Origin of the sequence: Exiguobacterium sp. J17977, from assembly GCF_018616375.1 — a bacterium.
Taxonomy (GTDB): domain Bacteria; phylum Bacillota; class Bacilli; order Exiguobacteriales; family Exiguobacteriaceae; genus Exiguobacterium; species Exiguobacterium mexicanum.
Genome location: NZ_JAEQBB010000001.1, coordinates 323,781 through 350,309, shown reverse-complemented (window position 1 = coordinate 350,309; position 26,529 = coordinate 323,781). Strand labels below are relative to the sequence as shown.

20 protein-coding genes and 1 other annotated feature are annotated in these 26,529 nt (G+C 50.9%); of the genes, 5 read left to right on the top strand and 15 right to left on the bottom strand.

Annotated elements, in window-relative coordinates:
- Position 1: 1 nt before the first annotated feature.
- From KNO58_RS01725 to KNO58_RS01710, 4 genes are all read right to left on the bottom strand, one after another.
- The gene (locus tag KNO58_RS01725; RefSeq protein ID WP_214751558.1) at positions 2 to 2,686 is read right to left on the bottom strand and encodes a glycosyltransferase; all 2,685 of its coding nucleotides are present in this window, start codon (positions 2,684 to 2,686) and stop codon (positions 2 to 4) included.
- A gap of 199 nt (positions 2,687 to 2,885) precedes the next feature.
- Positions 2,886 to 4,961 carry a bifunctional metallophosphatase/5'-nucleotidase gene (locus KNO58_RS01720; RefSeq protein ID WP_214751555.1) on the bottom strand — a complete coding sequence of 692 codons (2,076 nt, stop codon included), beginning with the start codon at positions 4,959 to 4,961 and terminating at the stop codon, positions 2,886 to 2,888.
- Positions 4,962 to 5,225: 264 nt separating this feature from the next.
- Positions 5,226 to 7,169, bottom strand: a complete 1,944-nt coding sequence (locus KNO58_RS01715; protein WP_214751553.1) for an asparagine synthetase B family protein — start codon at positions 7,167 to 7,169, stop codon at positions 5,226 to 5,228.
- 74 nt (positions 7,170 to 7,243) lie between these two features.
- Complete coding sequence (locus KNO58_RS01710; RefSeq protein ID WP_251026013.1) at positions 7,244 to 7,741, bottom strand: hypothetical protein; 498 nt, start codon at positions 7,739 to 7,741, stop codon at positions 7,244 to 7,246.
- A 342-nt stretch (positions 7,742 to 8,083) separates the two neighbouring features.
- On the opposite strand from KNO58_RS01710, the gene KNO58_RS01705 reads away from it, so the two are divergent.
- Positions 8,084 to 9,910: a hypothetical protein gene (locus tag KNO58_RS01705; RefSeq protein ID WP_214751551.1), complete on the top strand. Its 1,827-nt coding sequence runs from the start codon at positions 8,084 to 8,086 to the stop codon at positions 9,908 to 9,910.
- 299 nt (positions 9,911 to 10,209) lie between these two features.
- Here KNO58_RS01705 and KNO58_RS01700 read toward each other — a convergent pair whose 3' ends face one another.
- The 4 genes from KNO58_RS01700 to KNO58_RS01685 all read right to left on the bottom strand — a co-directional run bounded on the left by KNO58_RS01700 (position 10,210) and on the right by KNO58_RS01685 (position 16,196).
- Positions 10,210 to 12,621, bottom strand: coding sequence for an Ig-like domain-containing domain (locus KNO58_RS01700; protein WP_214751548.1), 2,412 nt, complete (start codon positions 12,619 to 12,621; stop codon positions 10,210 to 10,212).
- A 763-nt stretch (positions 12,622 to 13,384) separates the two neighbouring features.
- Positions 13,385 to 14,707: an Ig-like domain-containing protein gene (locus tag KNO58_RS01695; RefSeq protein WP_214751545.1), complete on the bottom strand. Its 1,323-nt coding sequence runs from the start codon at positions 14,705 to 14,707 to the stop codon at positions 13,385 to 13,387.
- Between the two features lie 152 nt (positions 14,708 to 14,859).
- Positions 14,860 to 15,234, bottom strand: coding sequence for a nuclear transport factor 2 family protein (locus KNO58_RS01690; RefSeq protein ID WP_214751543.1), 375 nt, complete (start codon positions 15,232 to 15,234; stop codon positions 14,860 to 14,862).
- A gap of 196 nt (positions 15,235 to 15,430) precedes the next feature.
- Positions 15,431 to 15,653 (top strand) — a binding site (T-box leader).
- 90 nt (positions 15,654 to 15,743) lie between these two features.
- Entirely contained in the window at positions 15,744 to 16,196 is a 453-nt protein-coding gene (locus KNO58_RS01685) for a DUF3885 domain-containing protein (protein WP_214751540.1), read from the bottom strand.
- A gap of 43 nt (positions 16,197 to 16,239) precedes the next feature.
- On the opposite strand from KNO58_RS01685, the gene trpE reads away from it, so the two are divergent.
- A complete protein-coding gene (trpE, locus tag KNO58_RS01680; RefSeq protein WP_214751537.1) occupies positions 16,240 to 17,571 on the top strand; it encodes an anthranilate synthase component I in 1,332 nt (443 codons plus the stop codon).
- Positions 17,568 to 18,146 (top strand): anthranilate synthase component II, encoded by a 579-nt coding sequence (locus KNO58_RS01675; RefSeq protein ID WP_214751535.1) that lies wholly within the window; start codon positions 17,568 to 17,570, stop codon positions 18,144 to 18,146. The genes trpE and KNO58_RS01675 overlap by 4 nt, the downstream gene beginning before the upstream one ends.
- A gap of 3 nt (positions 18,147 to 18,149) precedes the next feature.
- Here KNO58_RS01675 and KNO58_RS01670 read toward each other — a convergent pair whose 3' ends face one another.
- The 7 genes from KNO58_RS01670 to KNO58_RS01640 form a co-directional block, all read right to left on the bottom strand.
- The gene (locus KNO58_RS01670; RefSeq protein WP_214751532.1) at positions 18,150 to 18,848 is read right to left on the bottom strand and encodes a ferredoxin reductase domain-containing protein; all 699 of its coding nucleotides are present in this window, start codon (positions 18,846 to 18,848) and stop codon (positions 18,150 to 18,152) included.
- 17 nt (positions 18,849 to 18,865) lie between these two features.
- The gene (locus KNO58_RS01665) at positions 18,866 to 19,618 is read right to left on the bottom strand and encodes an iron ABC transporter ATP-binding protein (protein ID WP_214751529.1); all 753 of its coding nucleotides are present in this window, start codon (positions 19,616 to 19,618) and stop codon (positions 18,866 to 18,868) included.
- Entirely contained in the window at positions 19,615 to 20,691 is a 1,077-nt protein-coding gene (locus KNO58_RS01660; RefSeq protein WP_214751526.1) for an iron chelate uptake ABC transporter family permease subunit, read from the bottom strand. Before KNO58_RS01660 ends, KNO58_RS01665 begins: the two co-directional genes overlap by 4 nt.
- The gene (locus tag KNO58_RS01655) at positions 20,688 to 21,680 is read right to left on the bottom strand and encodes an ABC transporter permease (RefSeq protein WP_251026047.1); all 993 of its coding nucleotides are present in this window, start codon (positions 21,678 to 21,680) and stop codon (positions 20,688 to 20,690) included. Before KNO58_RS01655 ends, KNO58_RS01660 begins: the two co-directional genes overlap by 4 nt.
- A 24-nt stretch (positions 21,681 to 21,704) precedes the next feature.
- Positions 21,705 to 22,706 carry a siderophore ABC transporter substrate-binding protein gene (locus KNO58_RS01650; RefSeq protein WP_214751522.1) on the bottom strand — a complete coding sequence of 334 codons (1,002 nt, stop codon included), beginning with the start codon at positions 22,704 to 22,706 and terminating at the stop codon, positions 21,705 to 21,707.
- A gap of 294 nt (positions 22,707 to 23,000) precedes the next feature.
- On the bottom strand, positions 23,001 to 23,291 hold the full coding sequence (locus tag KNO58_RS01645; RefSeq protein WP_214751519.1) for a hypothetical protein: 291 nt from the start codon (positions 23,289 to 23,291) through the stop codon (positions 23,001 to 23,003).
- The gene (locus tag KNO58_RS01640) at positions 23,288 to 23,860 is read right to left on the bottom strand and encodes a zinc dependent phospholipase C family protein (protein ID WP_214751516.1); all 573 of its coding nucleotides are present in this window, start codon (positions 23,858 to 23,860) and stop codon (positions 23,288 to 23,290) included. The genes KNO58_RS01645 and KNO58_RS01640 overlap by 4 nt, the downstream gene beginning before the upstream one ends.
- Before the next feature lie 146 nt (positions 23,861 to 24,006).
- On the opposite strand from KNO58_RS01640, the gene KNO58_RS01635 reads away from it, so the two are divergent.
- Together KNO58_RS01635 and KNO58_RS01630 are read left to right on the top strand one after the other, a co-directional pair.
- Positions 24,007 to 26,055: an acyltransferase family protein gene (locus KNO58_RS01635; protein ID WP_214751513.1), complete on the top strand. Its 2,049-nt coding sequence runs from the start codon at positions 24,007 to 24,009 to the stop codon at positions 26,053 to 26,055.
- 164 nt (positions 26,056 to 26,219) lie between these two features.
- Entirely contained in the window at positions 26,220 to 26,528 is a 309-nt protein-coding gene (locus tag KNO58_RS01630; protein ID WP_214751511.1) for a DMT family transporter, read from the top strand.
- The last annotated feature ends 1 nt before the right edge of the window (position 26,529 follow it).

Here is a 26,529-nt window from a genome sequence, read left to right as displayed (position 1 = left end):
CTCAACGGAATACGTCGAAATACAGACGTTTCAATTCATTTTTTTGACCGCTCTCATACAGATCGATGAACTGTTTGAAGCGGGGACTCTTCGGTTCGAGCGGTTTGAACTGCTCGTAGATGGCATATAGTAGTTCAGCATTGCCGAAGAAATCCTCGTCCCGCGATCGGCGGATGAACTGGAGATACCACAGCTCAAAGAATCGCTCGAAGCGCGTCTCGCGATAGACGTCGAGAACGCCCTCCCGCTTGAACGCTTTTGCTCGGGCCGTCTCGCGCAACACACATTTCTCGAAATAACGACGTGTGATCGTGTTGACGGTCGATCCCGCCACGGCCGCGTAATAGTCGTGAATCGTCAAGTCGACGAGCGCGACGCGTTCGGCCGTGAGGAACATCTCTTGGAAGAAGAGCGAGTCTTGCCCGACGGCCCCGATGACTTGTTTCAAGCCGTTGTCGACGATAAAATCACGACGGATGACCATCGCCTGGATGCTTTGCACTTTGAAGTTGTGCTCGAGCAAGTAGGCACGCGGGTCTTCAATCATGCGGATGCCGCCTTTTTCTAAACCTTCGAGTTCAATCATCGCTTCGCGGTTCGACAGTTTCAACATGCTGCCGACGGCAAGGTCGAGTCCCGGTTCGCGTGTGATCAGTTGATACAGTTCGTGATACCCGTCGTTGACCGCTTCGTTATCCGGGTCCAGGAAGGCGATATATGGAGTTGTCGCCAGCTCAACGCCTTTGTTACGAGGGCGTGAGGCACTGCCGCTACCGCCGTCTGCGAACGAGTACGTATAAACGTTTTTGTGTTCGCGCGCCAAGCGCTCGACATAACGGCTCGTCTCGTTGTCGGTCGAACCGTCATCGACGAGCCAAATCTCCATATCGTCAAACATCGTGCTCCGCTTCAAGCTGAAGAAGCACTTGTTATACAAGTAACGACCATTGTTATACACCGGTACGACGACGGACAGTTTATACGTGCCCGGCGCGTTCGCTGTCACGATGACCTCACCTTTAACGAGCTCATAGCGATCGACAGCGTAGCCCGGCAAGCTACGGCTCTTGAGCGTGCGCGTCACGACTTCTTTATGTGACAGCTGCTCGGCGACGAACACGGAACGGTGCACGTCGGTCACGTCGGTCACGTAGTCATGTTCCGGCCCTTCGACGAACGTCTCTCCGTCGAAGTAGGCCGCTTTTGTCACGAACGACACGTCCGTATATTTGAAAGCGTTAATCAAATCTTCTAAATAATAAGCTTCATACGTGTACGCCGAGTCGAAGAACGCGACGAACGCCGCTTCCTGCAAATCAGTCTCCGTTACGGCGTCGGCCATCCGGAAACGAACGTTGTCATACGTTTGGTCAGCAACCATGGCTTGAAGATGCGACTCGTCACCTGATCCGACGACGAGGACCGGACGGGCCCCGAGTGTTTCCGTCTCGAGTCCGAGCGCGAACAGCATCTCTTCGAAGCGGTCGTGCATCGTGTGTCCCGACATGATTGTCCGGATGCCAGATAGCTGTTGACGATACATTTCATCCTCAGTCTTGAACATGTTCAAAATCTGTTTCGCGTCGAGACGGCCCGTGGCGATGAACACGTTCGGGAAATCGTTGTTGACGGCGATATTATAGTTCGTCAAGACGAGGTTGCCGCGCGCCTGTGCATCGTAAATCTCTTGCGCACAGTAACTCGGACTGTTTTTCACTTCGTTGATGTGAAGGACCCAATCGACCGACTTTTTCAAGCGGTCCATGTCGGTCTCGCTCGCGACGAGATACTGACGATACGCTTCGCCGACTTCTTCGTTCTGCTCGCGGTCCGATTTGACGACATGGAGACGGTGGTCCGTCTCTAAGACGCCATCCATCAATTTGTCGACGTCTTCCATGAACGCTTTTCGCATCGGGAACTCATTCGTGACGAGCACGTCTTTCAAACGGGCGCGCGTCATGCCGATCGGGTTATGGACGAACTGATTGACGAACGGTTTGATGACGAAGACACGGTCATGTTTGCACAGTTCCGTATAGTCTTGTACCCGCTCTTCATTGGCCGTGAAGACGACGTCACATTTCGCTGCGAGTGAGGCGAAACGTGCGTAATGGTTCGTGTCCATTTCCGTATGGAATACAGTCGGAATCTCGCGATAGTTCGCTTGTTTGACTAGCTTTTCAAGCCATTCGCGCGAGTGCGACCGCGGTGTGCCCATATGTTCAAAACTCGTGGCCGCTTCTCCAGGAAGGATTGGGCTAATCATCAAGAATTCAATGTTGACTCCGGCGTTGATGAGTTCTAAAAACTCGGTGACCGTCTTGAACGTATGAATATTGCAGACGTTGTTCCATACCTCGGCTCGTTCGACCGGTCCGACGAACGCCACATTGATGAGTTTCTTCTTATAGTAAGTACTCCCGTTCGATGTCGGATATTCCGGTAAGTCGTTCGGGAAGCGCTCGGTCGCCAAGTCCCACTCTTGTTGGAGGCCAGTATGATACGCTTCGAGCTTTTGCTCATCCCAATACGGGAGTTGCGTTTTCTTCGTCAAAGACGGCAAGTCATTGATGAGAATGACATCGCCTTCATCCAGCGGTTCTTTTAGTGAAATCCGTTCCCGCTCGGCACGTACCCATTTCGTATGCGCCTGAACGTCGGACAATAATCGTCTTACATCCATTCAATTCGCCTCATTCTTTCCTCATGTCGTATCGTAGGTGTCATACCTACATCCTCTGTCATAGTACCAAATATCAGATAGGCAAGCAATTTCAGTCAGATGACAATCCACTGGTTCACCATTCCCCTCTTTTGTAATACCCGACTTTTTGAACCGGTAACAAAAAAACTCCCCTGAATCATCAGGAGAGTTTGACTGCTTAATTGGCTGCTTCGTCAACGATGCGACCTTCCACTTTCGGATCGACCGTAACAAGGCTTTGCACGTGGTCACGCAAGTTTTCCCAGTCCGACAGACCGAGGTCTTGGACGCGGCCTTGTGCGTAGGCTGCGCCGAGTTCTGCGAAGCCGTCGCCGCCTTTCGCTGTGAACGCGTTCGTTGCGACTTTATATTTCGTTGGTCCGTTTTCCACAAGTACCGGTGCTCCGTCTTTCATGTACTCGATTTTCGTCACGCGTTCGCCTGACGGTTTCGAGCTATCGTACGTCACTTTCAAGCCAGCGACGTGAAGGAAGCCACCGTTTTCGTTCGGAAGCGGTCCGACACTGCGCTCGAACGTTTGGTAAATCTCTGTCCCTGTGAGGTCAGCAATCGCGAGCGTGTTCCCGAACGGAAGCGTCGTGAGCACTTCGCCGATTGTGATCTCACCTTCGTTGATTGCTGCACGGATGCCTCCGCCGTTTTGAATCGCGCCGATGACGTCAGGGCTGAACGTCTTCGCTTTCGCGAGCATGCCGTCTGTGATCAAGTTCCCGAGTGCCGTTTCATTTTTACGGACGCTCTCGCCAGTCGTGTTGCCTGGGTCGCTCGTACGTGGGTTTGTAAGGGCAGCTGTTGCCGTGGCGCCAGTCGGTTGGTTTTTCAACTCATCGACTTCTTCTTTGAACGGTGCGAGGAGTTGAGTCGCTTTCGCATCCGCTTCAAGTTTCGTCACATCGATTAAAGCACCCTCATGGGCGACGACTTTTCCGTCTTGGTCGAACGTGACGTCAAGTGTGCCGAGGTATTGGCTATACTGATACGCTTGGACGATCAACGTCGGGTTGTCCGTATCCGCGTTCTTCACGACCGGTGCTGCGAGAAGCGAGTGCGAGTGTCCACCGATGATGACGTCGATGCCTGCGACTTCTTCTGCGAGGATTTGGTCGTTGTCGACCTCTGGGTTATCATCGTAACCCAAGTGCGTGACGGCGACGATCTGGTTGACACCGGCCGCTTCGAACGCTGCGACTGCTGCTTTCGCTTCTGCGATGTAGTCTTGGAATTGGGCGCTGCCAGGGCTTGCGATTCCGGCCGTCTCTTCTGTCGTGAGACCGAAGAATCCGACTTTGACGCCGTCAACTTCTTTAATGACGCCTTCATACAGACGACCGTTGTATGGCTTGTCCGTCACTGCGTCACGGAAGAGCGGGTTCAAATCTGTATCTGCTGAGAAATCGAGGTTTGAGCTGACGAACGGGAAGTTCGCGTAGCGGATGAACTTGGCAAGTTCAGCGTTGCCGTCCTCATCGCCACCGAGATCGAACTCGTGGTTCCCGAGTGTCATCAAGTCGTACTTCATGTAGTTCATGAGTTTCAAGTCAGCCATGCCTTCAAACTTGTTGAAGTAAAGTGAACCTGAGAATACGTCCCCAGCGTCAATCAAGAGCGCGTTCGGCTTCTCGGCACGAACTTGCTTCACGGCTGTTGCGCGTTTTGGCGCCAAATCGAGTGACGCGTGTGTGTCGTTCGTATGCATGAACGATACCGTCGTCCCACCGACCGAATATGGAAGGTCAGCTTCGATTGTGCGGCCGTTGCTCGTGAATTTCGCATGAGCCGTGAACGAACCGATTTTTGATGTATCGATGCCGTGAACACGGACGAGACGCTCAACCGTACCATTTGCGAAGCGAACATCGAGACGAAGTGCGCTCGGCACTTTCTCCCCTTGTTTGAATGAGAGGCCCTCAGCCGGAACAATCGCCACCGGATAGTTCAAGACGCGGACGCGCTTCTCGACTTTAATCCCCTTGCCAATCACGATTCCTTTCGCCGTTTGGTATGTACCGAGTTTGTTCAACTTCACCGATGATTTGTACCAATGGATGTTGGCACCTTGATATGTCTTGTCGAGCGCGGCGTCGAGGTCGCCTCCGCGGACGAAGTCAGTTTTCAATTTAACCGTCTTAACTTTTGGTGCCGCGTCAGCTGTCGCTGCCGGAACGATCGATGAAGCGGTGATCGCCGCTACAGCGAGTGAAGCGTACAGCTTGTTCGTTTTACGTGTGAGCATTTGATTTTCCCCTTTCAAATGTGGTGAAGCAGAACTAAAACGAATGATAGCGCTTACAATGTCCGACGGATGATAATCGGCCTTGCTCCCTATTCCGTCTTCAGACCTATCGTTTCAGAGACCACTTTCCTCTCTAAACATATCCAATTCCACTAGTAAATACAATTAATTTTTCGTTAATTCCGTGTATCTTTTCCAAAAAATCCCCCGATTGCAACATCGAGGGATTCTATGGAAACACAAAACAAGGTAGGCAAAAAGACCTTATTCGGTTTCAACGAGTTCGTGAAGCTGGGTGAACGGACTCGATGCCCCAGCCTTCAAATGTCCATGTTCAATCTCTTGTAGGCAGAGCGCCTCGAGCTGCATCTTCGAGGCCGCGCCCCATTTGTTCGGCCCGCAATCACGAAGGGCGACCGTACGGACCACCAGTTCCGTCGCGTCATCTGTCGCATCGAACTCGACCCACACTTGGTTCGGCCCACCCCAGGCGGCGATATCTTCGGATAAATAAAGCACGCCACCGACCCAAATCTCATAGCGCATCCGCCCTAATCCTAGCGACGACCGCTTCTCGAACGGGTTGAGCACGTTCAAGTTCAGGCGATACGTCTGTCCCGATTTTGTCGTGAGGATTTGGGAATACGCCATATGGTCACCTTTTCTCATCGCGTTCGCCTCGAGGTGGTATGACACGTTCGTCGTCAAGCGCCGGACGTTCAATGGAATCGTCGTCTCGTCCAATCGACCGCTCGTGATGACCCCATTAAGCGCCATCCATCCTTGATCGAGCGTCGGATGCAAATAGTCACGCATCGTGTCCCGCTTGTTCACACCCCAGAACGCGAGCACCGGCCACTCATGTCCAATCACTTCATAGAACAGCTTGGCGTATAACCGGTCGCCGAATTCCGGCGTCAAGAACAGTTCAAGGATGGCGCGCGCGTTGAACGGAATGTACGTCTCAAACGCGACATCACTCTCGGCGAGAACTTGTTGGTGCCAAACGCCCATCCGGTACTCCCAATACAACAAATCGTATGGGTCGTAGCCGTATAGCGTCTCTGTCGTTAAACCTACGGCCGCCACGTAGGACGTCCAAAGCGAGACGACACGCTCGTCTTCCCGTGATTTCCACGAATAGCAACGAATCGCCCCTTCGACCGTGAACTCGGCCGGTAACGTCCGATTCTTCCGATAAAACGCTCGCCCGATTTCGAGGATGTTCGACCGCAAGTGCCGCGTCGGACGGTCTTTATATAGTTTCATATATTCGTACGCATGGGCATGTCCATGGTTTGACGTCACGCTCCGCTTCATCATGTCCCGAAACGGCTTCGCCTCCTCCGAACGTTCATACGCCGCACCATCCACAGGGATGATTCGATGGTTGAATTGAAGATCACGCGCCATCGCCGTCGCCACTTCCGCATCGATATCGAGTGACTCGACATGCGCCACGTTCTGATACGTGAACGTCTCGATGTTCGCGAGGAACGGTTTGAGGAGCGCCAACGACAAACGACTGTCAATGCCGGCCGTGAGCGAGAAAATCATGCGTTCGTCCGACTCGAACAGCTGATGCAACTGATTGTCGAACCACGTCCGGAGCGGTTCGAGGGCCGCCTCGACCGGTAATGCGTCGAGTGGGCGCCGTGGATAATAGCGCGTCATCCGGTTCGATTCATCCACGAAATGGTTCGGGACGAGAATTCGAATCGACTCATAAATCGTGAAGTGACCCGGCAAGTGATAATGGTTATGTTGCCGCAACTCATCCGAACAGAGCGGGTGCGGCCCCGACTGGACGTCTTCTTGTAACAACTCGAGATGGGACGCCGCTCGGAGCGGCGTTTCCGTCGTGAAATAGACACCGCGCATCCCGGTCGCGTCATGATAGAGGCGAACCGATGACTGGTCGCCACGGATGAGCAGGTAACGCCCCCCCATGAAGTCGAGCGATTCGTGAAACTCGTTTGACGCTTGACCGTTCAATCGTCCAATCACATTAGCGCGGTTTCGCGTTGTCTCACGGATGTCAATCATGTCCCCGAAGACGAGCAGCCAGCGCGCGCCGTCTTGAACCAAGTCGACCGGGGTGAGCGGGTCATAAGTAAAGAAGGTACCATTCGGAAGTGATATCGTCTCCCACCCTTCACGATTTTGTTGTGTTGCGGTCAGTAAAAATCCACGTTGATAAGCTTGCATCATGTTCCCTCATTCTATTGTAAATTCGTGCATCAAGCTGAAAAAAGATGAGCACCGGCTTCGCCGGCAACTCATCAAGACTGACTGATGATGGTAATCCAAATATTAGAGTAAGCACTCGCTGCTTTTTTATAATCAGCCGGCTTCGCTAAATTTAGTTGAACACCATTTTGATATAAATACAAGTGGGTAATTCGCCCGCCCCCGGAAGCACCGATTGTGATCCCCCGTTTTGTGAGCGTCTCGTCTGGTTCGGCAATGATGGAGACGACAGAATCTCCGCGGTCTCGTCGGATAATGATTGTCCCACGTTTCGGGTCAATCTCTGCATTCGTGAAGCCGATTGGTTTATGGCTACTGTTGGAATGGATATATAGGCCTTTTGGATCCAAACGTAGAGCCATGCCACTAAATCGCAATGCATCTCCTGAAATAGATGCATGGAGCTTCATTGTCGCCTCTGCTTCCTGATTTTGTTGATAAATCACTCCAGATAAGATTAAACAAATTAAGACAAACGTCCTAATCAAAAACTGAAACTTTTTCCCCTGTTTTCTCTGTGTACGACTCATATGTACCTCCAAAGCATTAAATATTCTCAAATAAAATAGCACAATATAATCATACCTTATTTGTTTCAATTTTCCATATTTATTTGGAATAAATATGTATTTTTTATATGCATAGGGATTAATAACAAAATTTTCTGGTGATTTAAAGGTTCAAGAACAAGGTCTGGAATAGAAAACTACGAAAACACCTCTCGTAATTATGGTTCGGACTAACCACGATAGGAATTTTTCGCTTTGTTTCAACAAATTATCAAAAGAAATCATTTTCCATTTTTGATAAAAATTATAAACAATGATTCCAACACTTCTATATAATGGTTTTGTTGAAGGAGGAGAATTGTTATGTATAAAAAGTGGGTTATGGCTTTTATTATCGCTCTAGTCACATTTACCGTTGGAAACGCCGAGGCATCGTCGTTTCCATATAAAACGCTCGAGTCAACTCCATTGAAGGTGTCCGCAAGTTCTAAAGCAAAAACAATCCAGACTCTCAAAATGAACACGAATCTCTCGCTGATCTCGACACAAAACGGATGGGCCAACGTCCAAGTTGGCAAGACGAGAGGATACGTCCAACTCAAGAGTATCCTGCCACTTGAAATCCCAATCAAAAAACATGATAGCTACCATCAGGTCATGACATATAAAGGGACTGAGATTGCCAGTGTCAACGGAAAAAGCGCGAAAATCTCCTCAACGTTGCTCCCTTTCTTCAAACAGAACGCTGCAACGCTACGAAGCACGCTCGCAAAGCCAATCATACAAGACAACACAATCGTGGGATTCGAACGATTGGCACTCGGCCAATTCGCGCAGGTCAAGAATCCAATTATCATTGATCGGAATGCCGCTGCACGAATTCAGAGTTTAAAGTTGCCCGGAGGACCCGTTACGATCACGACAGCCGCCCCACTCCGGCAAGTTATCTTAGAAGGCTGGGGATTCGAGCCCTACAAACAGACGTCACAATGGAACGTCACGTTGAATGGTACGATTCAACAATTCCACTCAAACACGCGATTTACGCTTCGGGGGAAAGGAACAATCAATCGTTGGGACATCCATCAGGCTCAACTCTCTTATGATTTACCTATTACATACAATGGAGAGATTGGTTTCTTAAACGTTAAACATGCAGACGTCGTATTGCGCGGCACGTCAACCTTTAAAGTCAGAGCTGTAGCCGCTCCAACGAAAACGCATATCCTTGATGGACCGAACGGGTTACTCGGTGTGACTAAACCAAATCTTGTGATACAAGGCAAACAAATGGGCGCAGACGAAAGGGCGATTGCTACGGCATTACAAAATGTGACTGTCGCTAAGCTCACTCAGCTGTTTAAACAAATGAACATCGCACATAAATCAAATCATATGAATGACTACGTGAAAGCATTCGAATTGAACGAGACAGCCGGACCAAACAAGTTGTTCTTCACGACAAAATCTGATATCTCGTTCGTAGTCAGTGCAGTCGATCGCACACTTGAATTCAATCAGTTCAGCGAACCGTTTGTTGCACTGAGCAATCCATCGAATCGAACCCAAATTCAGATGAAGAACATCCAGTATGACTCTTGGGCTGAATCGATTTATCATAAGCGTGTCGTGAATGCTCTAATCGGAGAATCCGGCCTGATCACAATCTCGTTCAAAGGTCCTGAACAGCCTGTCAGCGAGTTTGCGCGACTGGAAAAACAAGGTCGCTACTTTATCTATAATCACCCTCACGGTCCCGGAACGTTCCGTGTTGTCTCGATTGATGGCAAGAAAATCAATGGCTTCACGTATACGATTGAGATGGGACGCGATTCGTATGACGAACATAACCATTTCAACAGGGAAGAGCTCGTTCGTATTGGCGACAAGACGCTCGACTCTTACAATCAAGCACCGCCTGCATTCGAAGTCAAAGTCGTAAAAGGGTTGCGCGGTTCCAATTCATATTTAGCGGTCCGCTCAAACGACAACCGATGGCTCAAGCACGTATATGGATACACTTTACAAGTCAACAAACACTACCGGGGAGGTGGCCGACTTAGTTCAGATGCAGTCGACCTCGCCGGTTGGGATCCAAAACAGACAATTATCTTATCGCAACTCGATGGAAAATTGAATGATACTTTGACCATCAAAGCATTCGGCTATCAAGACGCAAAACAAAAATAAGACAAGGCCATCTCGCGCGCGAGATGGCCTTGTCTTATTTCGGCTGGCTGATGACCGTGACACCGGTGTTCGAGAACGGTTCGGCGATAATCGTGTAGTCAGACAGCTTCACCAAGTCTAGTACACGCCTATTACGATTCCAGGCATTGTCCTTAAAACCTCAGTTTAACCTCACATTTTGGTGAGAAGCTAGACATAGTAAAACCGGTAGCGACAAACGCTACCGGTTTCAAGATGGCGCAGCCCGAAGGCTTTGCTCTATTTAACCCTAAGGGAGGGTCAATGAAGGTCAATGCTAATTACTTAGCGATGTTCACCGAAGTGAACAATGGGTGTTTGTTGTTCTCGAGGTCGAGGACTTCAAACGCAGCGCCTGGTTTGAGCGTGAGTGTCTTAGACGTCTCGGCCGGGGTCAACACGCGATCAACTTTAAGTTGAACTTGGTTCGACTGCGCGCCCATGACTTCTGCGATACCTGCAGATTTCGAGAGATCCGCATCGCCGACGAAGATTTTGAAGTCTTCATAACCATCGACAATCGAGTAGTCTGCAATCGACTCATCGAACGTGAGCGTGATGATCGCATAGTTTCCAGAGACGTTGTTCGACGTGAGTTCAGCTTTCGTCAAGCCTGGGAGGTCGTTCTCTGCGAACTTCTCGTTCAACGAGACCGTATCCATGACGTTGCCCGCTACATCCTTGATGTTTTGGATCACGAATGCATACTTACCAGACGTTTGGATCGCACCTTCCGCGAGCGTCAACTTGATGACGTCACGTTTTTCACTGAGGAAGACAGCCTTCTCAGCGATCGCTTTGCCTTCGATCAAGAAGTTGCCCAAGTTGAGTGACGATGGGTCGAGCTTCTCGCTAAACTTGAGGTAAAGCGTGCTGTTGTCCTTCTCTTGGAAGTAGTAGCCATCGAACGTCGGCTTCTCTTTCTCGATTGGGCTCGACACGATTGAGAACTTGATTGATTGCTCTCCACTCTCGTTACCGACGACATCCTTCACGAGGTCAGCCGGAAGTTTGACCGAGTAGTTTCCAAGCTCAAGGTCCGAGATTGGCGTCTTGATTTGGTTCTTCGAGTAGTACGAAGCGTCAGTCCATGCCGCCACTTTCTTCTCGACACCATTCGGCGTGATGTACGACCCGTACATCTTACCGTCGCTGTAAGCACCATGCTTGAGCTCTTCAGAATACGTGAGGACGAGGTAGTTCTTCCCGTCAATCACTTTCACTTCTGCGCCTGTCACATACGGAGCTTCCGCGTCGTTCGTGAAGTTAACCAATTTCGTTGACGCTGCGCCGTAGTTGCCAGCAAGGTCGCGGAAATGAGACACTTTCACGTCGATTTGACCGATGAACGAGTGGTCGCGGACTGTGAGGACTTTACCTGACTCATCGAGCCATGCGTTGTCATCGAGGTCAGCTTCGATTTCGCCGTTTGTGAGTGTGATTTTCGCGACGTGGTTGTAACGGTCCACGTAGACAGCCTCAGAGAATGTGACTGTGAGGTAACCTGGTTTCGAAGAAGACATCGCGACGACTTCAGGATTTACCGCGTCGATGACTTTCTTCTGAACGATCTTCGTCACTGGGTTTGGCGAGATGAAGTTGCCAGCGAAGTCACGGAGACCGACGAGCGTCAACTTGTAGTCTTTGCCTGCTACGAATTGAGCGTCTGACAAGTCAAGGATGAACGACTTACCGTCCCATGAGAGTTTGTCGACATCTACTTTGTAGCCAGCACCAGAAGCATCTTTCAATTCGAGTTTCTTCTCGAGCTCATCTTCCGAGTCGACGTTGACCGGCTCAGAGAACGTGAACTTCACGCGGTTGTTTTCGAGGTACTCAGGGTCGTTAAGGACCGGGCGTACGTTGTCTGTGAACGTGTAGATTTCTTTGAACGGGACGAGCGCTTTGCCGTCGAGCCCAAGAATTTTTGCACTAGCAAGCACGGCGTAGCGGCCATCGAATGTCTTCTCGGCGCGAACGACGAGCGTTTTGCCGTCTTTCGAGAGTGTGCCGCGAAGTCCTTTGAGGCGTTGCGCGTCTGGAATGTGATCGATTTCGACTGTTCCATCTTTGAGCATGCCGTTGTAAAGGAGCGTGCTCGCGTCGACCGGTTTCGAGAAGTTGATTTCAAGTTCCTTCGCATTGAGCAACTTGACGCTCGATACCATCGGTGCTGACTCAACAACTTTATACTTGAACGATTTCGAGACCGTTCCGTAAGCTTTGTTCGAATACGTGAACGTCGCGTAGAACTCACCGACTTGTGACGTATCGATACCAGACCATGAACCCGGCTTCATGTAGACGCGATCCGCGAATTTGACCGGCTGTGAACGAATACCCGCAACAGATTGACCTTTTTCGAAGACGAGCATGTCTTTCGGTCCGATCACCGCTTGGGCATAGTTCAAGACGCGAACACGCTTCTCGACTTTGATGCCTTTCCCTTTGACGAAACCGACCGCCGTTTGGAAGACACCCAATTTGTTCATGTTGACAGAAGACTTGTACCAGTGGATCTCTGACCCTTGATACGTCTTGTCAAGCGCTGCATCCAAGTTCCCTTGGCGTACATAGTCTGACCCTAGCTTGACGACCGGTGTTGCTGCTGAAGCCGACATTGCTGGCGCGACTGCTGCCGCTGTCACCGCAAACGCTGCCGCTGCTGTGACAAATTGTTTTTTGTTTGCCATCTTGTTTAAATCCTCCCTTTGGTAAAATGCGATTTCTGCGTCTTCGACATTCTCGCGCCCTCTCGATCACTCCTCGGACACCCTTACTGCCCAAGTTATGTATAACCTCGATAGGACCCGAGTCATACAAAAAAAGGTATCCGAAACCATACATTGACTTTTAGCCTATGTATCATCCCAGATTGCTTACATCCATAATATACATAACGTTTCCAGTTGAAACAAGCGACTTTTTAGCGAAAAAGGGAAATGATAATGCAATTTCGTGATTATATTTAGAATAATCAATTCACACTTGATGAATTACCAGTGTAATAAAAATCGCATTAAATCAACAAAGTAAGCGCTACCAATTATTTTAAAAGAGTTCAGACTTCTGTCATCTGATTAGATTTTTATGAAATTGAACAGTAAAATATAATTACCAATTATATTTTTGTAATTTACAATTGATAATAATAAATATACATTTAATACCATATAATTATGTAAATAACGTTTTCTGATAAACCATTTCATTACCAGTTATATCTTTGTTGGATTCATAACTAAATGATTACACTTTTCGAATAGGACTTTTGAAGGTGAGTCTAATGGACGATACACAAAAAAATGAATGGTTTTTCGCAGAAATGTTTGAATTTATCCAGTAAATGGATATCTGATTGTGAGGTCCGTTGTTGCATACAACATCGGTCTTGCTTATTTTAGAGAACAAAAAAATCGCCCTTCTCTTATGAAGGGCGATCAAAAATAATACTGATTAGTAACCGACAAAACTGAGCGATTCCATAAACGCGCGTTTCTCCGGAGCGTAGAGCGGCCATTCGATGACATCTTCGCTGCCTTCAATCGACACGACGATCCGGTTCTCCGGCCGGACGTTCGCTTTCACGAATTGGACGAGCTTCGCATCTGGTTTGAACTCAACGTACTCTGCGACCGTTCCGTCTTCATATTCAATGTACTCGACATCATCTTGATCGAGGTTCACTTTATACGACTTGCTGCCGACTTTCAGGCGGAGGGTGTCCATCTCAAGGAAACCATCTTCTGATTCGATGTTGAGGAAGAACTGCATGTTCGCTTTCGATGGTGTCCCGTAGAAGACCGGCGCGAACGTCTCTGCGTAACGGAACTCGCCATAGCTTTTGAGCACTTCACGGTGGACCGTCACCGGGCCCGGGAAACGATAGAACTTGTTGTAGAGCGCATGTTGGACGCCTAGTTTAAGCGTGCCGCCTTTATTGCCGGCCCCGTCAACCGCATACAACGAGATGGCTTGCCCTCGTTTTTGTGTCGGGATTTTAATGGCGAATTTACCAGTCGACATGACCGGCGCTTTGTAGAGCTTCGTCCCGATTTGAGCATAGACCGTCGCATACGCCTCGGCCGTACCTGTGATTGACGTTGATGTCGTCGTCACGCTCTGCGCGACGCGTGGACGCGCCGGAGCCACACCGTCTTTAATGACTTTCGTCGAGCGCGTGATGCTTGTCGCGCCTTTCGCGTCGACCGTTGTCGCACGGATGACCGTCCCGATTGGAAGGGCGACCGTTGCACGGCGATAGACACCTTTCGCGTCATAGCGCGCCGTATACGAGGCTGCACCGACTTGAAGTGTCACTTTTGCGCCGGGCGTCCCTGTGACGACGATTTGACGGGCCGAGTTATTGACCGTCCCGATTTTCGGCGTCGCCGGGCGTGCAGCCGGATCAACGGCGACGACGACTTCCGTCGCCTCACTGACGTTGCCCGCGGCATCGCGCAAGCTGACTGAAATCCGTTTGCCGACCGATTGCGGACTCATGTTGAATTGAGCCGTCCCCGCTTGCGTGACGACACGTGTGTACACTTTGCTGTTGATGCCAATCAATGCCGTCGTGCCGGCCTCGCCCTCGATGACAAGTGACGTCGACGTGTGGAGCGGCGTCGAGACGACTGGTGCGAGCGGTGCCGTGACGTCGACCGTCTCGACGACCGGTGCTTCTTCCGTCGACCCTTCCGCTTGCGCTTGGAGCGGCACAAGTGGCGAGACGATGAGTGAACCGGCTAAGAACAACTTTAAATACGATGAATGATTCATAATTTTCCTCCATTATGTAGGTTTAACATTTATTTGGTTGATTACCATATTCTATTGTAATAATTCATACATCAAAAATGGATGTTTTTTTAATAAATCAGGTAAATGATTTCATGAAAAAACTGCTTTGGTTTCCCAAAGCAGTACTCGTTTCACACTTCATGAATCATCGTCGCCTGGCCACCTTGCCAGAGCCACGTATCTTCTTGTTTCACATAGACATGCAACACCCAGAATCGGCCCTCGTAGGCGTTCGTCCCGAGAATGAAACGCTCCTCGAGCAACAGTTGCACGAGCGCGATCTCGCCAGCCACCGTCTCGTCGAACGTGACGGTCTCCTGGGTAATCCATTGGACCGACGCCGGGTCGACGAACTGGTCTAAAAATGTTTCTTTATCGAACTGACGTCCGCTCGAGTCGACGTAACGAAACTCGTCATGCATGATGCCGCGCATCGCGTCCAGGTCGCCCTCGACTTGAAGCGCGGCCCGTTCGTCAGAAAGTTGTTTTAAGTTGATGGTTTCCATTGATGTACCTACCTTTCGCGTCCATCATATCATACTCATAGGGCGGAGTCGTCCGCTTCGATATCCAATAAAAATAATTTCCCATCCTCATTTTTGATGAAACCATGTTATTCACTATTTTTTTGTTTAGTCTGATTCATAGTTCGCATCTTGACATTCTGACTTCAGCCCGTTAAAGTAACGATAACATTCATACGAACTCGCGATGAGAAAGAAGAGTAGCGTGAAGATACGTCTCCAGAAAGCCGGTGGTCGATGCGAACCGGTGACGTGTCTCACGTGAATGGACTTTTGAGCGTTCAGACCGATACGTAGGCTCTGACGGGTCCTCCCGTTACCGAGGATAGCGAATGATGGTTCGCGATGAGTGGGGGGAGTTCCCCCAACGAAGGTGGCACCACGGGTCCCCCGTCCTTCATGTCTTTTTTAGACATGTCGGGCGGGGGATTTTTTGTTTGAGCGTTTGGAGGTGATTATGCGACGAGGCACGGATATAAGCACCGCGGTCATCATAAATGAATAAACTGGATGGCAGGATAAGACATCCCATTGTCCCGTAATCTTGGCGTCAACGGCGGGAAGTCTTGATTACAAATCGCCTCCAACAAACGATACACACGAATCTGTTCTCGATCGACAATTGGCACAATATACGTCCAGAGCGTTTCATCCTCTGTATTGAAACGAGTCGCCGTCGTCTGATAGCCCAGAGACTTGTCTCGAATGAATCGAAACATGCCGGTGTTGCCGGGGTGATTTCCGTAAACGTGATACACAAGTGCGAACGGTTCATCTTTTGGAAACAAGGCGTCGAACAATCCTTTCGCCTTTCGCGTCACGGCCTGAAAGTATGCTTGGTTCAACTGATCCGACTGCGCAACATATGGACTGAGTTCTTCTTCAAGCTCGATATGCTCAATGAGCGCATCTCCTGAAAACTGATTCGGTTTCAATACATGCATCTTGTTCTCCCCTTTTCATTCAAATTATAAGGAGGTTATCGAAATGAAACAACTCATCATCAACGGCGACGAACTGACACCGGTGGCAATCTTTCATCGATTAGAAGGCGAACGGAAAGTGTTGCTCGAGAGCCGCGCGGAAGGCAAGCACGGCCGTTACTCGATTATCGCCTCCAATCCGGTCGAGACGATTCGCGCCAATGGCAACGAAGTGACCGACGCATCCGGCACGATGCACACGGACGACCCGCTCGCCCTGTTATCAGAACTGGTTTCGCGAGACACGCCGGACGCCCCCTATCCGTTCATCGGCGGTGCTGTCGGTTATATCGGCTATGACATGCAGCGGGTCTATGAACCGATTCCGAACACACCGAGCGAGACTCGAGGTTTGCCGGACGCCTTGTTCCAACGATATGAGACGGTCGTCCTCTATGATCATGTCGAGGAACAGGTCATCGTGATTGATACCGGGGATGATGATGTTGAGAAGCGACTCCACCACGTCAAACGGGCCCTTGAGACGGCGAAGACACATGAGCTCGCACCCGTCGTCCGAACGAGTGAACGGGTGTTGACCGGCAAAGATGAGTTCGTCGAACGCGTCTTGCAGGCGAAAGAAGCCATCCTCGCCGGCGAGGTGTTTCAACTAGTCTTATCGCAACGGATTGACGCGACGTTCACCGGCGACCCGTTCCACTTCTATCGGACGCTGCGGAAACAGAACCCGAGCCCGTACTTGTTCTATATTGACCTGGGCGAAGCGATTGTCCTCGGAGCCTCTCCGGAGAGTCTCGTCCGTGTCGAAGGTAGCCGCGTCTCGACGAATCCGATTGCCGGCACGCGCCCCCGTGGCAAGACAGTCGAAGAAGACGTGCGTCACGCCGCTGATCTCATTCAAGACGAAAAAGAACTAGCCGAGCACCGGATGCTCCTCGACCTCGGTCGCAACGATATCGGCCGTGTCGCCAAAGTCGGTTCGGTCACGATTCCGAAACAGATGGAAGTCGAACGCTTCAAAAACGTCATGCATCTCGTCTCCGAGGTCGAAGGCGAACTGCGCGACGACTTGAATCCGATTGACGCGTTGCGGGCCTGTCTCCCAGCCGGTACCGTCTCGGGCGCCCCGAAGATTCGGGCAATGCAACTGATTGACGAACTGGAGACGGTGAAACGTGAAGTGTATGCCGGGGCCGTCGGCTATCTCGACGTCCGAGGCGGTTACGATTTCGCCCTCGCCATCCGAACGATGGTCGTTCAAGGCGACACGGCCTACGTCCAGGCCGGCGCAGGCATCGTGTATGATTCAGACCCGGTGTCAGAATATGAAGAGACGTTGCATAAAGCCAAATCCCTTTTGGAGGTGTTCGCATGATTCTACTTATCGATAACTACGACTCGTTCACGTACAACGTGTATCAAGATGTCGCCCGGTTCAGCGACGTGATGGTCATTCGTAATGATGAACTGACAATCGAGGCGATTCGCGACCTCAATCCGGCTGGCATCATCATCTCTCCGGGTCCAGGTGGCCCACTGGATGCCGGTGTCTCGCTCGACGTCGTCCGCTCTTTGTCTGGCACCATCCCCATCCTTGGCGTCTGTCTCGGTCATCAAGTCATCGCCGAGGCGTTCGGCGGGGCGGTCGGACGGGCCGAGCAGGTCATGCATGGGAAGACGTCCGTGATCGAGACAATACCGAGCATCTTGTTCGATGGGAATCCGAGCGAGGTCATGCGCTATCATTCGCTCGTCGTCTTGGAGACGGATCTCATCGTGACCGCTCGCACGACGAACGGTGTCATCATGGCACTCGAGCATCCCGAACACCCGACATACGGCGTCCAATATCACCCCGAGTCAATCGGCACACCGGACGGACGCGACCTGTTCGAGCGCTTCGTTGAGATTTGCCATACAAAAAAACCGAGGAACATGTCCTCGGTCTGAGCGTTAGGCTTTCAAGAAATCTTCAAATTGAAAGTCATGCTTATCGAGCATGATTTGATCGGGCGTGACACCGCTTTGACGCAACGTCGCAATCGTCGCATGCAAGAAATCATCGCTACCGACCACATAAAACAACCCACCTTTGTCTGCGGCGAGCGTCTCGACACGCTGATAATAATCCGGACGACTGTCGACGAACTCGGCCGTGAAGGCGGCTGTTGACGCGAACACATCGCTGAACAGATAATCCTGTGAGGAATCCACGTTCAACGAATGAAGGTGCGGCACACCTTTCCCATTCGTCAAATACGCGAGCACGAGCGGACGGAACGTCGCAATGCCAACTCCCGACGACAACAGATAGACGTTCTTCCCTTCTCGCTTCAGCGGTACGTTCGAATGCGTCTTGAAGATGGCGACCTTGTCCCCGATGTTCATGTCACGCAAAATCGATTTGAACGTCGAACATTCCGGTTTGACCCGGGTCGTGATGCCAATTGCGCCTTCCTGCGGCAACGTCGAAATCGACATATGGCGAATCAACGTCCGGTTCGGTCGATCTTCCTTGTTAAATCCCTCGAGCGCGAAGTGTGTGTGCGCCCCTTCTTCCCATGTGAAGCCAGCCGGCAGTTCAAGTTTGAACGTGTAGGTGTCTTTTGATTCCTCCACGACTTGTTGAATTGGTGTCCAGTAAATCTGCATCGAATCCCGTCCTTTCTTTAATAGACTGCGATTGGCCCATACGGCCCTTGAATAATCTCCAGTTTCGTCTCGAAAATGTCAGATAGGATGTCTGCATCCATGATTTCCTCGACCGTACCGAAGGCGGCGATGTTCCCGTCTTTCATCGCACAGATGCGGTCCGAATATTTCGCTGCGAAGTTGATGTCATGGAGCACCGTGACGATTGTCCGTCCGAATTCGTCGGCGACGTGGCGCAAGTACTCCATCATCTGGACCGATCGAGCGATATCGAGGTTATTGAGGGGTTCATCGAGGAGCACGTATTCCGTCTCCTGACAGAGCACCATCGCGACATACGCCCGCTGACGCTGTCCGCCCGACAGTTCATCGAGATAGCGATGCTCGAGCTCCGTCAAATCGAGAAAGTCGATATATTTCGAGATGATGCGTTCATCCTCTTGCGTCAACCGCCCCTTCGAATACGGGAAACGCCCAAAGCCTGCGAGCTGTCGGACGGTGAGACGGGTCACGAAGTGATTCTCTTGCCGCAAAATCGTGACGATTTTCGCCAAGTCCTTCGATTTCGTGCTCGACACGTCCATGCCGGCGACTTGGATTTGACCCGCGTCTAGGTCGAGCAGTCGGCCAATCATCATGAGCGTCGTCGACTTCCCCGCCCCATTCGGTCCAATCAACGACGTGAATCCAGCTTTCGGGATGTCGAGATTGATCGGTCCGATTTGGACGTCATTCGAATATGATTTTTGTACTTGTTCCAGTTGAATCATAGCGATTTTCTCCTTAAGATAACTGCCAAGAAAATGATGCCGCCGAACAGTTCGATGATGACGGACACGACACTCGGTGTATTGAGAATGTGATACATAATGAAATACGCGCTCGTCAGAACGAAGAAACCGAGCGCGAACGCCAGCGGAAACACGTACTTATGGTCGTACGTCGCTGCCACTTGATAGCTGAGCGTCGCCACCAAGAATCCGAAGAACGTCAACGGTCCAACCAGCGCCGTCGATACCGACATGAGGAGCGAGATTAAGACGAGCGTAAAGATGACGCTGTGGCGATGGTTCACCCCGAACGACGTCGCCACGTCTTTCCCGAGTGCGACGACGTTCAAGCGATTCGAGAAGCTATATAACAACGTCCCGACGACAAGCACGATCGGAATGACGATCGGGAAGTACGCGGCATCGGCATGCATCACCGAACCGAACAGACGGGCCTGCAGGACGTCGAACTCGGACGGCGCGAGCATGCGCCGCATGAATGAGGACACCGAGTTTAAGCCGGTCCCGATGATAATGCCGATGAGAAGCATGAGTTGCAGGTTGCCGTATTTCCCTGACAACAGCCAGCCATACAAGAGCAGACTCATGAGCACCATGAGGACGACCTGCGTCAAAAAGGCACCGGTTCCCGAAAAAGCGATTAACGCCCCTGCCCCGAAGAAGAAAATCATGCTTGTCTGAATCGTCGAGTAGAGCGCGTCAAAACCGAGTAAAGACGGCGTGATGATCCGGTTGTTCGTCACCGAATGAAACGCGACCGTCGCCAAACTCTGACAGAGCGCGGCGATTGCCATCGTGATGACGGCGACGACCCGACGTTCGACGACCGGGATGAACGACGGTGAATCAAACGGGACCGGATTGTTATAGACGAGCAACCCGAACGCACAAAGTAATCCTCCGACGATGAAGAACGTAAGGAATAACCAATAACGGCGCTGTTCTCGCTTCGAGCGGAACGCCGTCGCACACCGTTCTTCTGTATGCAGGGAGCGACCATCGACCGCGTACGCTTCCCGTTGTTTCGTCTTCTCTTCAATCAGTGTGCTCATCGTACCCCTCCCGTCTTCCGTTGTCGTAAGAGAATCACGATAAATACAATCGACCCCATTGTTCCGAGAATGAGCGATACCGGCAATTCGAACGGCATGATAATCGTCCGCGAAATCAAGTCGCTGACGAGGACCGTTCCCATCCCAATGACGCACACCCACGGCAAGTTGCTGCGCAGGTCATCCCCGCGAAACATCGAAACGATGTTCGGAACGATTAGCCCGAGAAACGGCAGATTGCCGATGACCGTCGCCACGACCCCGACCGCGAGTGCAATCAGTCCCGTCGCAATCAAGATGAGGCGGTTGTAGTTGACGCCGAGGCTCGTCGCGATGTCTTCTCCGAGTCCAGCGAGCGTCAAGCGATTCGCAAGGATGAAAATGAAGAACGTGACGAGGATGATGAGCCACAAGTATTCATAACGTCCGACCTGCACCGATGCGAACGACCCGACAAACCAACCTTCGATCGTCTGGCTCGCTTGAAAGAATAGACCGAGAAACGTCGACACGGCCGAGACGACCGCCCCGAGCATGAGTCCGATAATCGGGACAATCAACGACGAGCGGAGTTTGACCGACCGCAGAAACCAGAAGAAGACCATCGTTCCGATGAATGAAAAGACGATTGCCCCCGTCATCCGCATCATGAGCGTCGGAGCCGGGACGAGCAGATACACAGCGAGCAGGCCGAGTCCCGCCCATTCGAGTGTCCCGGTCGTCGTCGGTTCGACGAGACGGTTTTGCGTGATCAGTTGCATGACCAGTCCCGACATCGCCATGGCGGCACCGGTCAACATGATCGCAATCGTGCGCGGGACGCGGGTAATCCAAAACATGTCCGACCCACCTTCTTGACGAATGTCATAGACGCCGGTCACGAGCGAAAGGCCCGCCAATATGAACACCACAAGCATTGCTACGATAAAGGACTTCGTCCATATGTTAGAAAAGGAGGGCTGAGACATTGTCTCAACCCTTGCTGTCATTGGTTTTTGCACAACGTGACTCCCTTACTTCGAAAGCGCGGCTGCGATGTCGTTAAATAGTTCAGAATACGTTTGAATCGACTCGTTGATGTACGTATCATTCGGCGCATACACGATTTTTTCGTTTGTCACGGCTTTTGTTTTTTGGAGTGCCGGTGCGTTGTCGATCACGTCCGCTGCAGGCACAGCGTCTTCCATACTTGTAATCGCCGCATCACGGTCGAGGACGAGCAACCAGTCTGGGTCACTCTCGGCAATCGCTTCGACCGAGACTTCATCTCCTTGATGGTCACCTGTCGTTTTCGCTACTTCGAGGGCAGGTGTCCAGTCAAAGATGTCATACATCGGTCCGAAGACACGACCCGTGTTCGGTGCCGAGAAGCCGATATCGCCGCCTGAGACGATGACTGACATCACCTTGTCTTCACCGTTGTACGCTTCTTTCACACTGTCGATTGATGCTTCGAAGCTAGCGATGAGTTCGTCTGCTTCTGTTTCTTTTTCAAAGATTTGGCCGAGTGAGCGCGTCGTCGTCTCAAAGCCTTCCACCAAGATTTCTCCTGGCGTGCCCGCATCTTCTGGGAGCTCGATGTCCAAGTTGATGACGGCCGCTTCCGGGACCAATTTTTTAATGTCTTCATAGTAGTCGGCGAATCGTTGTCCGACGATGACGACATCCGGATCCACACCGGCAATTGCTTCTAAGTTCGGTTCATTGTGCATCCCGACGTCTACGATGTCTTTATCGTTTTTATAAGGCAAGTCCGCTGGAATCAATCCGATTGGCGCTGCCACTAGTTCGACGTCCCACTCCGCAAGCGTCTCGAACGTGCGGTTGTCGAGCGCGACGACCTTCTCCGGATTGACCGGTACGTCAATCGTTCCATGTGCGTCCGTGATTTCAACCGTCTTCGGTGCCGTCTCGGCTTCCGCATTTCCCGCGTCTTTCGTCTCGTCCGTGCTACCGCATGCGGCTAGCGTGAAGACAAGTGATGTGAGCATGACTGCTGCTTTCCATTTCCCCATTCTTTCCATCTCCCTATGTATCTGTTTTTTGAATGACGATCGTCTCAGTGAGTCCGCAACCGTTTCATGGTTCTGCTCTATGTAAGGAAAACTAGCACTTTCTCACTGATAATGATTATCATTGTCGTTTTCATTGAGAAGCATAACAAACAAAAATAGGTTGTGCAATGCCAAATCTTTAAATTGGAAATGGAAATATTATTCTTTCTATATAACGCCAACAAAAAAAGAAAGCGGAACGCCTGTCCACTTTCTGAGTAAATTGAGTTCGCTTGATCATTCTCATTTGTCCGATTATGCTTCCGAAATTCCGTTAGCGAGCAACAACAAAAAAATCCAAATCGATAGCGGTACAATCAATCCAAGATTTCCAACGAGACTGAGCACACGCACCGTCTTGTCTTTTGAGAACAGGCCCCAAATCAATGTGGCAATCAGAGTGACATCCAGGACAATATAGACCCATATCGCTGTAATCAAGTTCAAATCCGGGAAAAAGCGGCCGTTCACAGTGAACAGCGCCACGATTGTCAAAACAGAAAGTCCAAACGTCACGTAGAGCGGTGCATAATGCCGTTGAATCATATAATCACCCCACTCTTCTGTTGAACCATCTGTCGACATCGAAGGATGCACGTCTCGACGTAACCATCGAGCTGTTGCGGCAAAAACATCGTGTACGTCCCTTCCTTTGTTGTCTCCGCATCCCGCTCGACTTTTCCTACGAGTTCACGTAGTTCATTCGTCGCATGATTTTTCAACGAAGTGAAATCGAAGACACCTAATCGTTGAGCTAGGCGTGCATTGTACACATCAAAATCGGCATAATACATCGCCTGTGTTTCTGGGTATTGCGTGATGACCTGTTTGAGCCAGCCTTTATAAAACCCTTGCAGCCAAATCTCGTCGGCGACGAGGTGGCAATAATAACCGAGGCGGAACGATTGATTCTCGTCCACACTGTCCACCCAATATTGATTGAGGTCGAGCCGTCTTGTCATATCCTCATGCCGTCCCGCGTAATAGTGAGTGTTTTGTTTAGACGTCGTCGCATCAGGAGCGAGATTCCCTAATAGAAAAGCCGTGCGATCGACGTCTGTCAAATGCGTCCACACCTCATTCGCGATGACGAGGTGCATCAGATGAGAACCCAATCTAATCCCTCCTTTTCTGATTGGTGCCGTCTAACAATTTTCATATTCCCTGATAAAAATCCGTTGTCATCTTTATCCATTATGGTACTATGGAAAATAGTGCAAAATAACCACGTTGTATTTTTATATAGGAAAAGGAGTCTCTCATGTCCAATATTTCTTCCGCTACCACAGAGACAGCAACCAAAGCCCCAAAGAAGTTCCGTCCTGAAATCGAGGGCTTGCGTGCCGTCGCCGCCTTACTTGTCGCCATTTATCATATCTGGCTCGGACGTGTGTCTGGAGGGGTCGACGTTTTCTTCGTCGTCTCTGGATTTTTGATCACGGCCTCTCTCTTGTCACGTTATCGTCGACTCGGGAGCGTCAATTTCTTTGACTACTTATTTGGCCTGTTCAAACGGCTGTTTCCGGCCGCGTTCTTCGTCTTGACCGTCGTCACCATCGCGAGTTTCTTCTTCTTACCGAGCTTACGCTGGGGACAGACGATTCAAGAACTGTTCGCCTCAGCCCTCTATTTCCAAAACTGGGAACTCGCCTTCAGCGCTGTCGATTACCTCGATGCTGGGAATGACAAGAGTCCGGTCCAACATTTTTGGGCGATGTCGATTCAAGCACAGTTTTATGTAATCTGGTTCTTCTTGATCACCCTCGCCATCTTCTGGGTGAAGCGCAGCAAGACGGAAGATATTCGTCCGAAACTGCTCACCCTCTTTATCGCCGTATTCATCCCATCGTTCGCCTACTCGGTGTGGATGACCGGATATAACCAACCGTGGGCCTACTTTGACACGTTTGCGCGTGTCTGGGAATTCTCGCTCGGGGGCATCTTGTTCTTGGTCATTTCGAAGGTTCGTCTGACGCCAATCGTCTCGACGCTTGTCGGTTGGCTCGGTCTAATCACGCTCATTTCAACGGGTCTTCTCTTGGACGTCGGTGGCGTCTTCCCTGGTTACGTCGCACTCTTGCCGACGTTCGCAGCGGTCATGATTTTAGTCGCCGGTGAGAACGGGAGCACGTATGGGGTCGAGCGCTTGCTCGGCGCGAAACCACTCGCGAAACTCGGCAGCCTGTCGTATGGCTTCTATCTATGGCATTGGCCGCTCCTGACGTTCTATTACGTTTGGAAAGGGACAACCGCTGTCTCGCTCGCAGACGGAGTCGGCATCATGTTGATTTCGCTCGCATTATCATATGTGACGACAGCCATCATCGAACGTCCGGTGCGCACGATCAAAACGAAGACGAACTATCATCCGAAAGTCGTCGGTGCCCTCGTCGCCTTCATGTTGCCTGTCCTCGTGATGAATGTCGCCTGGCAAGCTAAAATCGAGGCGGAACAGAGTGAACAATCCGCTTTGGCGACGTCACCGGACTATCCAGGTGCCCTCGTTTTCACCGATACGTTCGCTGATACACCCGAACTTCCGTATATCCCGTTTGATGCGGACATTATCAACGATCGCTCGGAACCGTTCTGGGACGGTTGCCACGCCGGAGTACCAGAGACGAACGTGTTGACGTGTGACTATGGCGAGACGAAAGACCCGCTGTACAAGGTTGCCCTCGTCGGTGGCTCGCACTCGAGCCATTGGCATCCGGCCCTCAATACGTTCATCAAGGACGAACGGATTCACCTCGTCAATATGACAAAGAGCGCTTGCCGCTTCAGCACGGGTATCATCGGGAATTATCCGGAGTGTAACGAGTGGAACACGAAAATCGTCGAGGCCATCGTCGAAGCCGACGTCGACCTCGTCATCACGATGGCCGACATCGGACATCAAAAGAGTACGGCAATGCCTGAAGGCTACGTCGAACGATTCAAACAACTCGAAGCGCTCGACATCCCAATTTTTGCGATTCGGGACACACCGTTCTTCGATAATAAAGTGCCGGCCTGTCTTGCTAAATTCGGCCGTAACGCCGATGAATGTAGCGTCGAACGTGAGAAGACGCTACCGGCCGTCAGTGACTGGGAGCGATTAGCTGATAAGCCGTCGAACGTCTATTACTACGACTACTCGGATTACATTTGTGAAGCCGATGTCTGCCGCCCAGTCGTCGGCAACGTCGTCGGTTACGTCGACAGTAACCATATGACCAAGTCGTTCAACGAGACGCTTGCCCCGTTCATTCGTGAAGACTTGGTGGCTTTGCTTCAACAATTAAAACAGCCTGCAACACAAACCGACTGACTTGCGCGCTCCTCTAAAAGAGGGGCGCGTTGTTTGTGTTCACGTTCAAGTCTCGGCTACAATGACCGTATTGATTTTCAATCGAACGAGGAGGAAATACATGCAAAACATAAATCCCTTGATTCACCATCCTTGTGACGTTCCATCGAAAGGAACGAGTTGACATGGGCTTTGTCTATCTCGTCGGGGCCATCGTCTCTGAACTGTTCGGTTCGAGCATGCTCAAATTGAACGCCACGACATCGAGCCGCCTGCCCGTCCTCGGTGTCGCCTTCGGTTATGTGACGGCATTTTACTTGTTGTCGCTCGCCCTCCTCTCGATCCCGCTCAGTTTCGCCTATGCGTTTTGGAGTGGGGTCGGCACGGCCGCGACGGCGTTGATCGGCTTCCTCGTCTTCAAAGAACGAGTCCGGATTCAGACTGTTGTCGGCATCGCGCTTGTCATTGTCGGGCTCGTCTTGATGAAACTGTGAG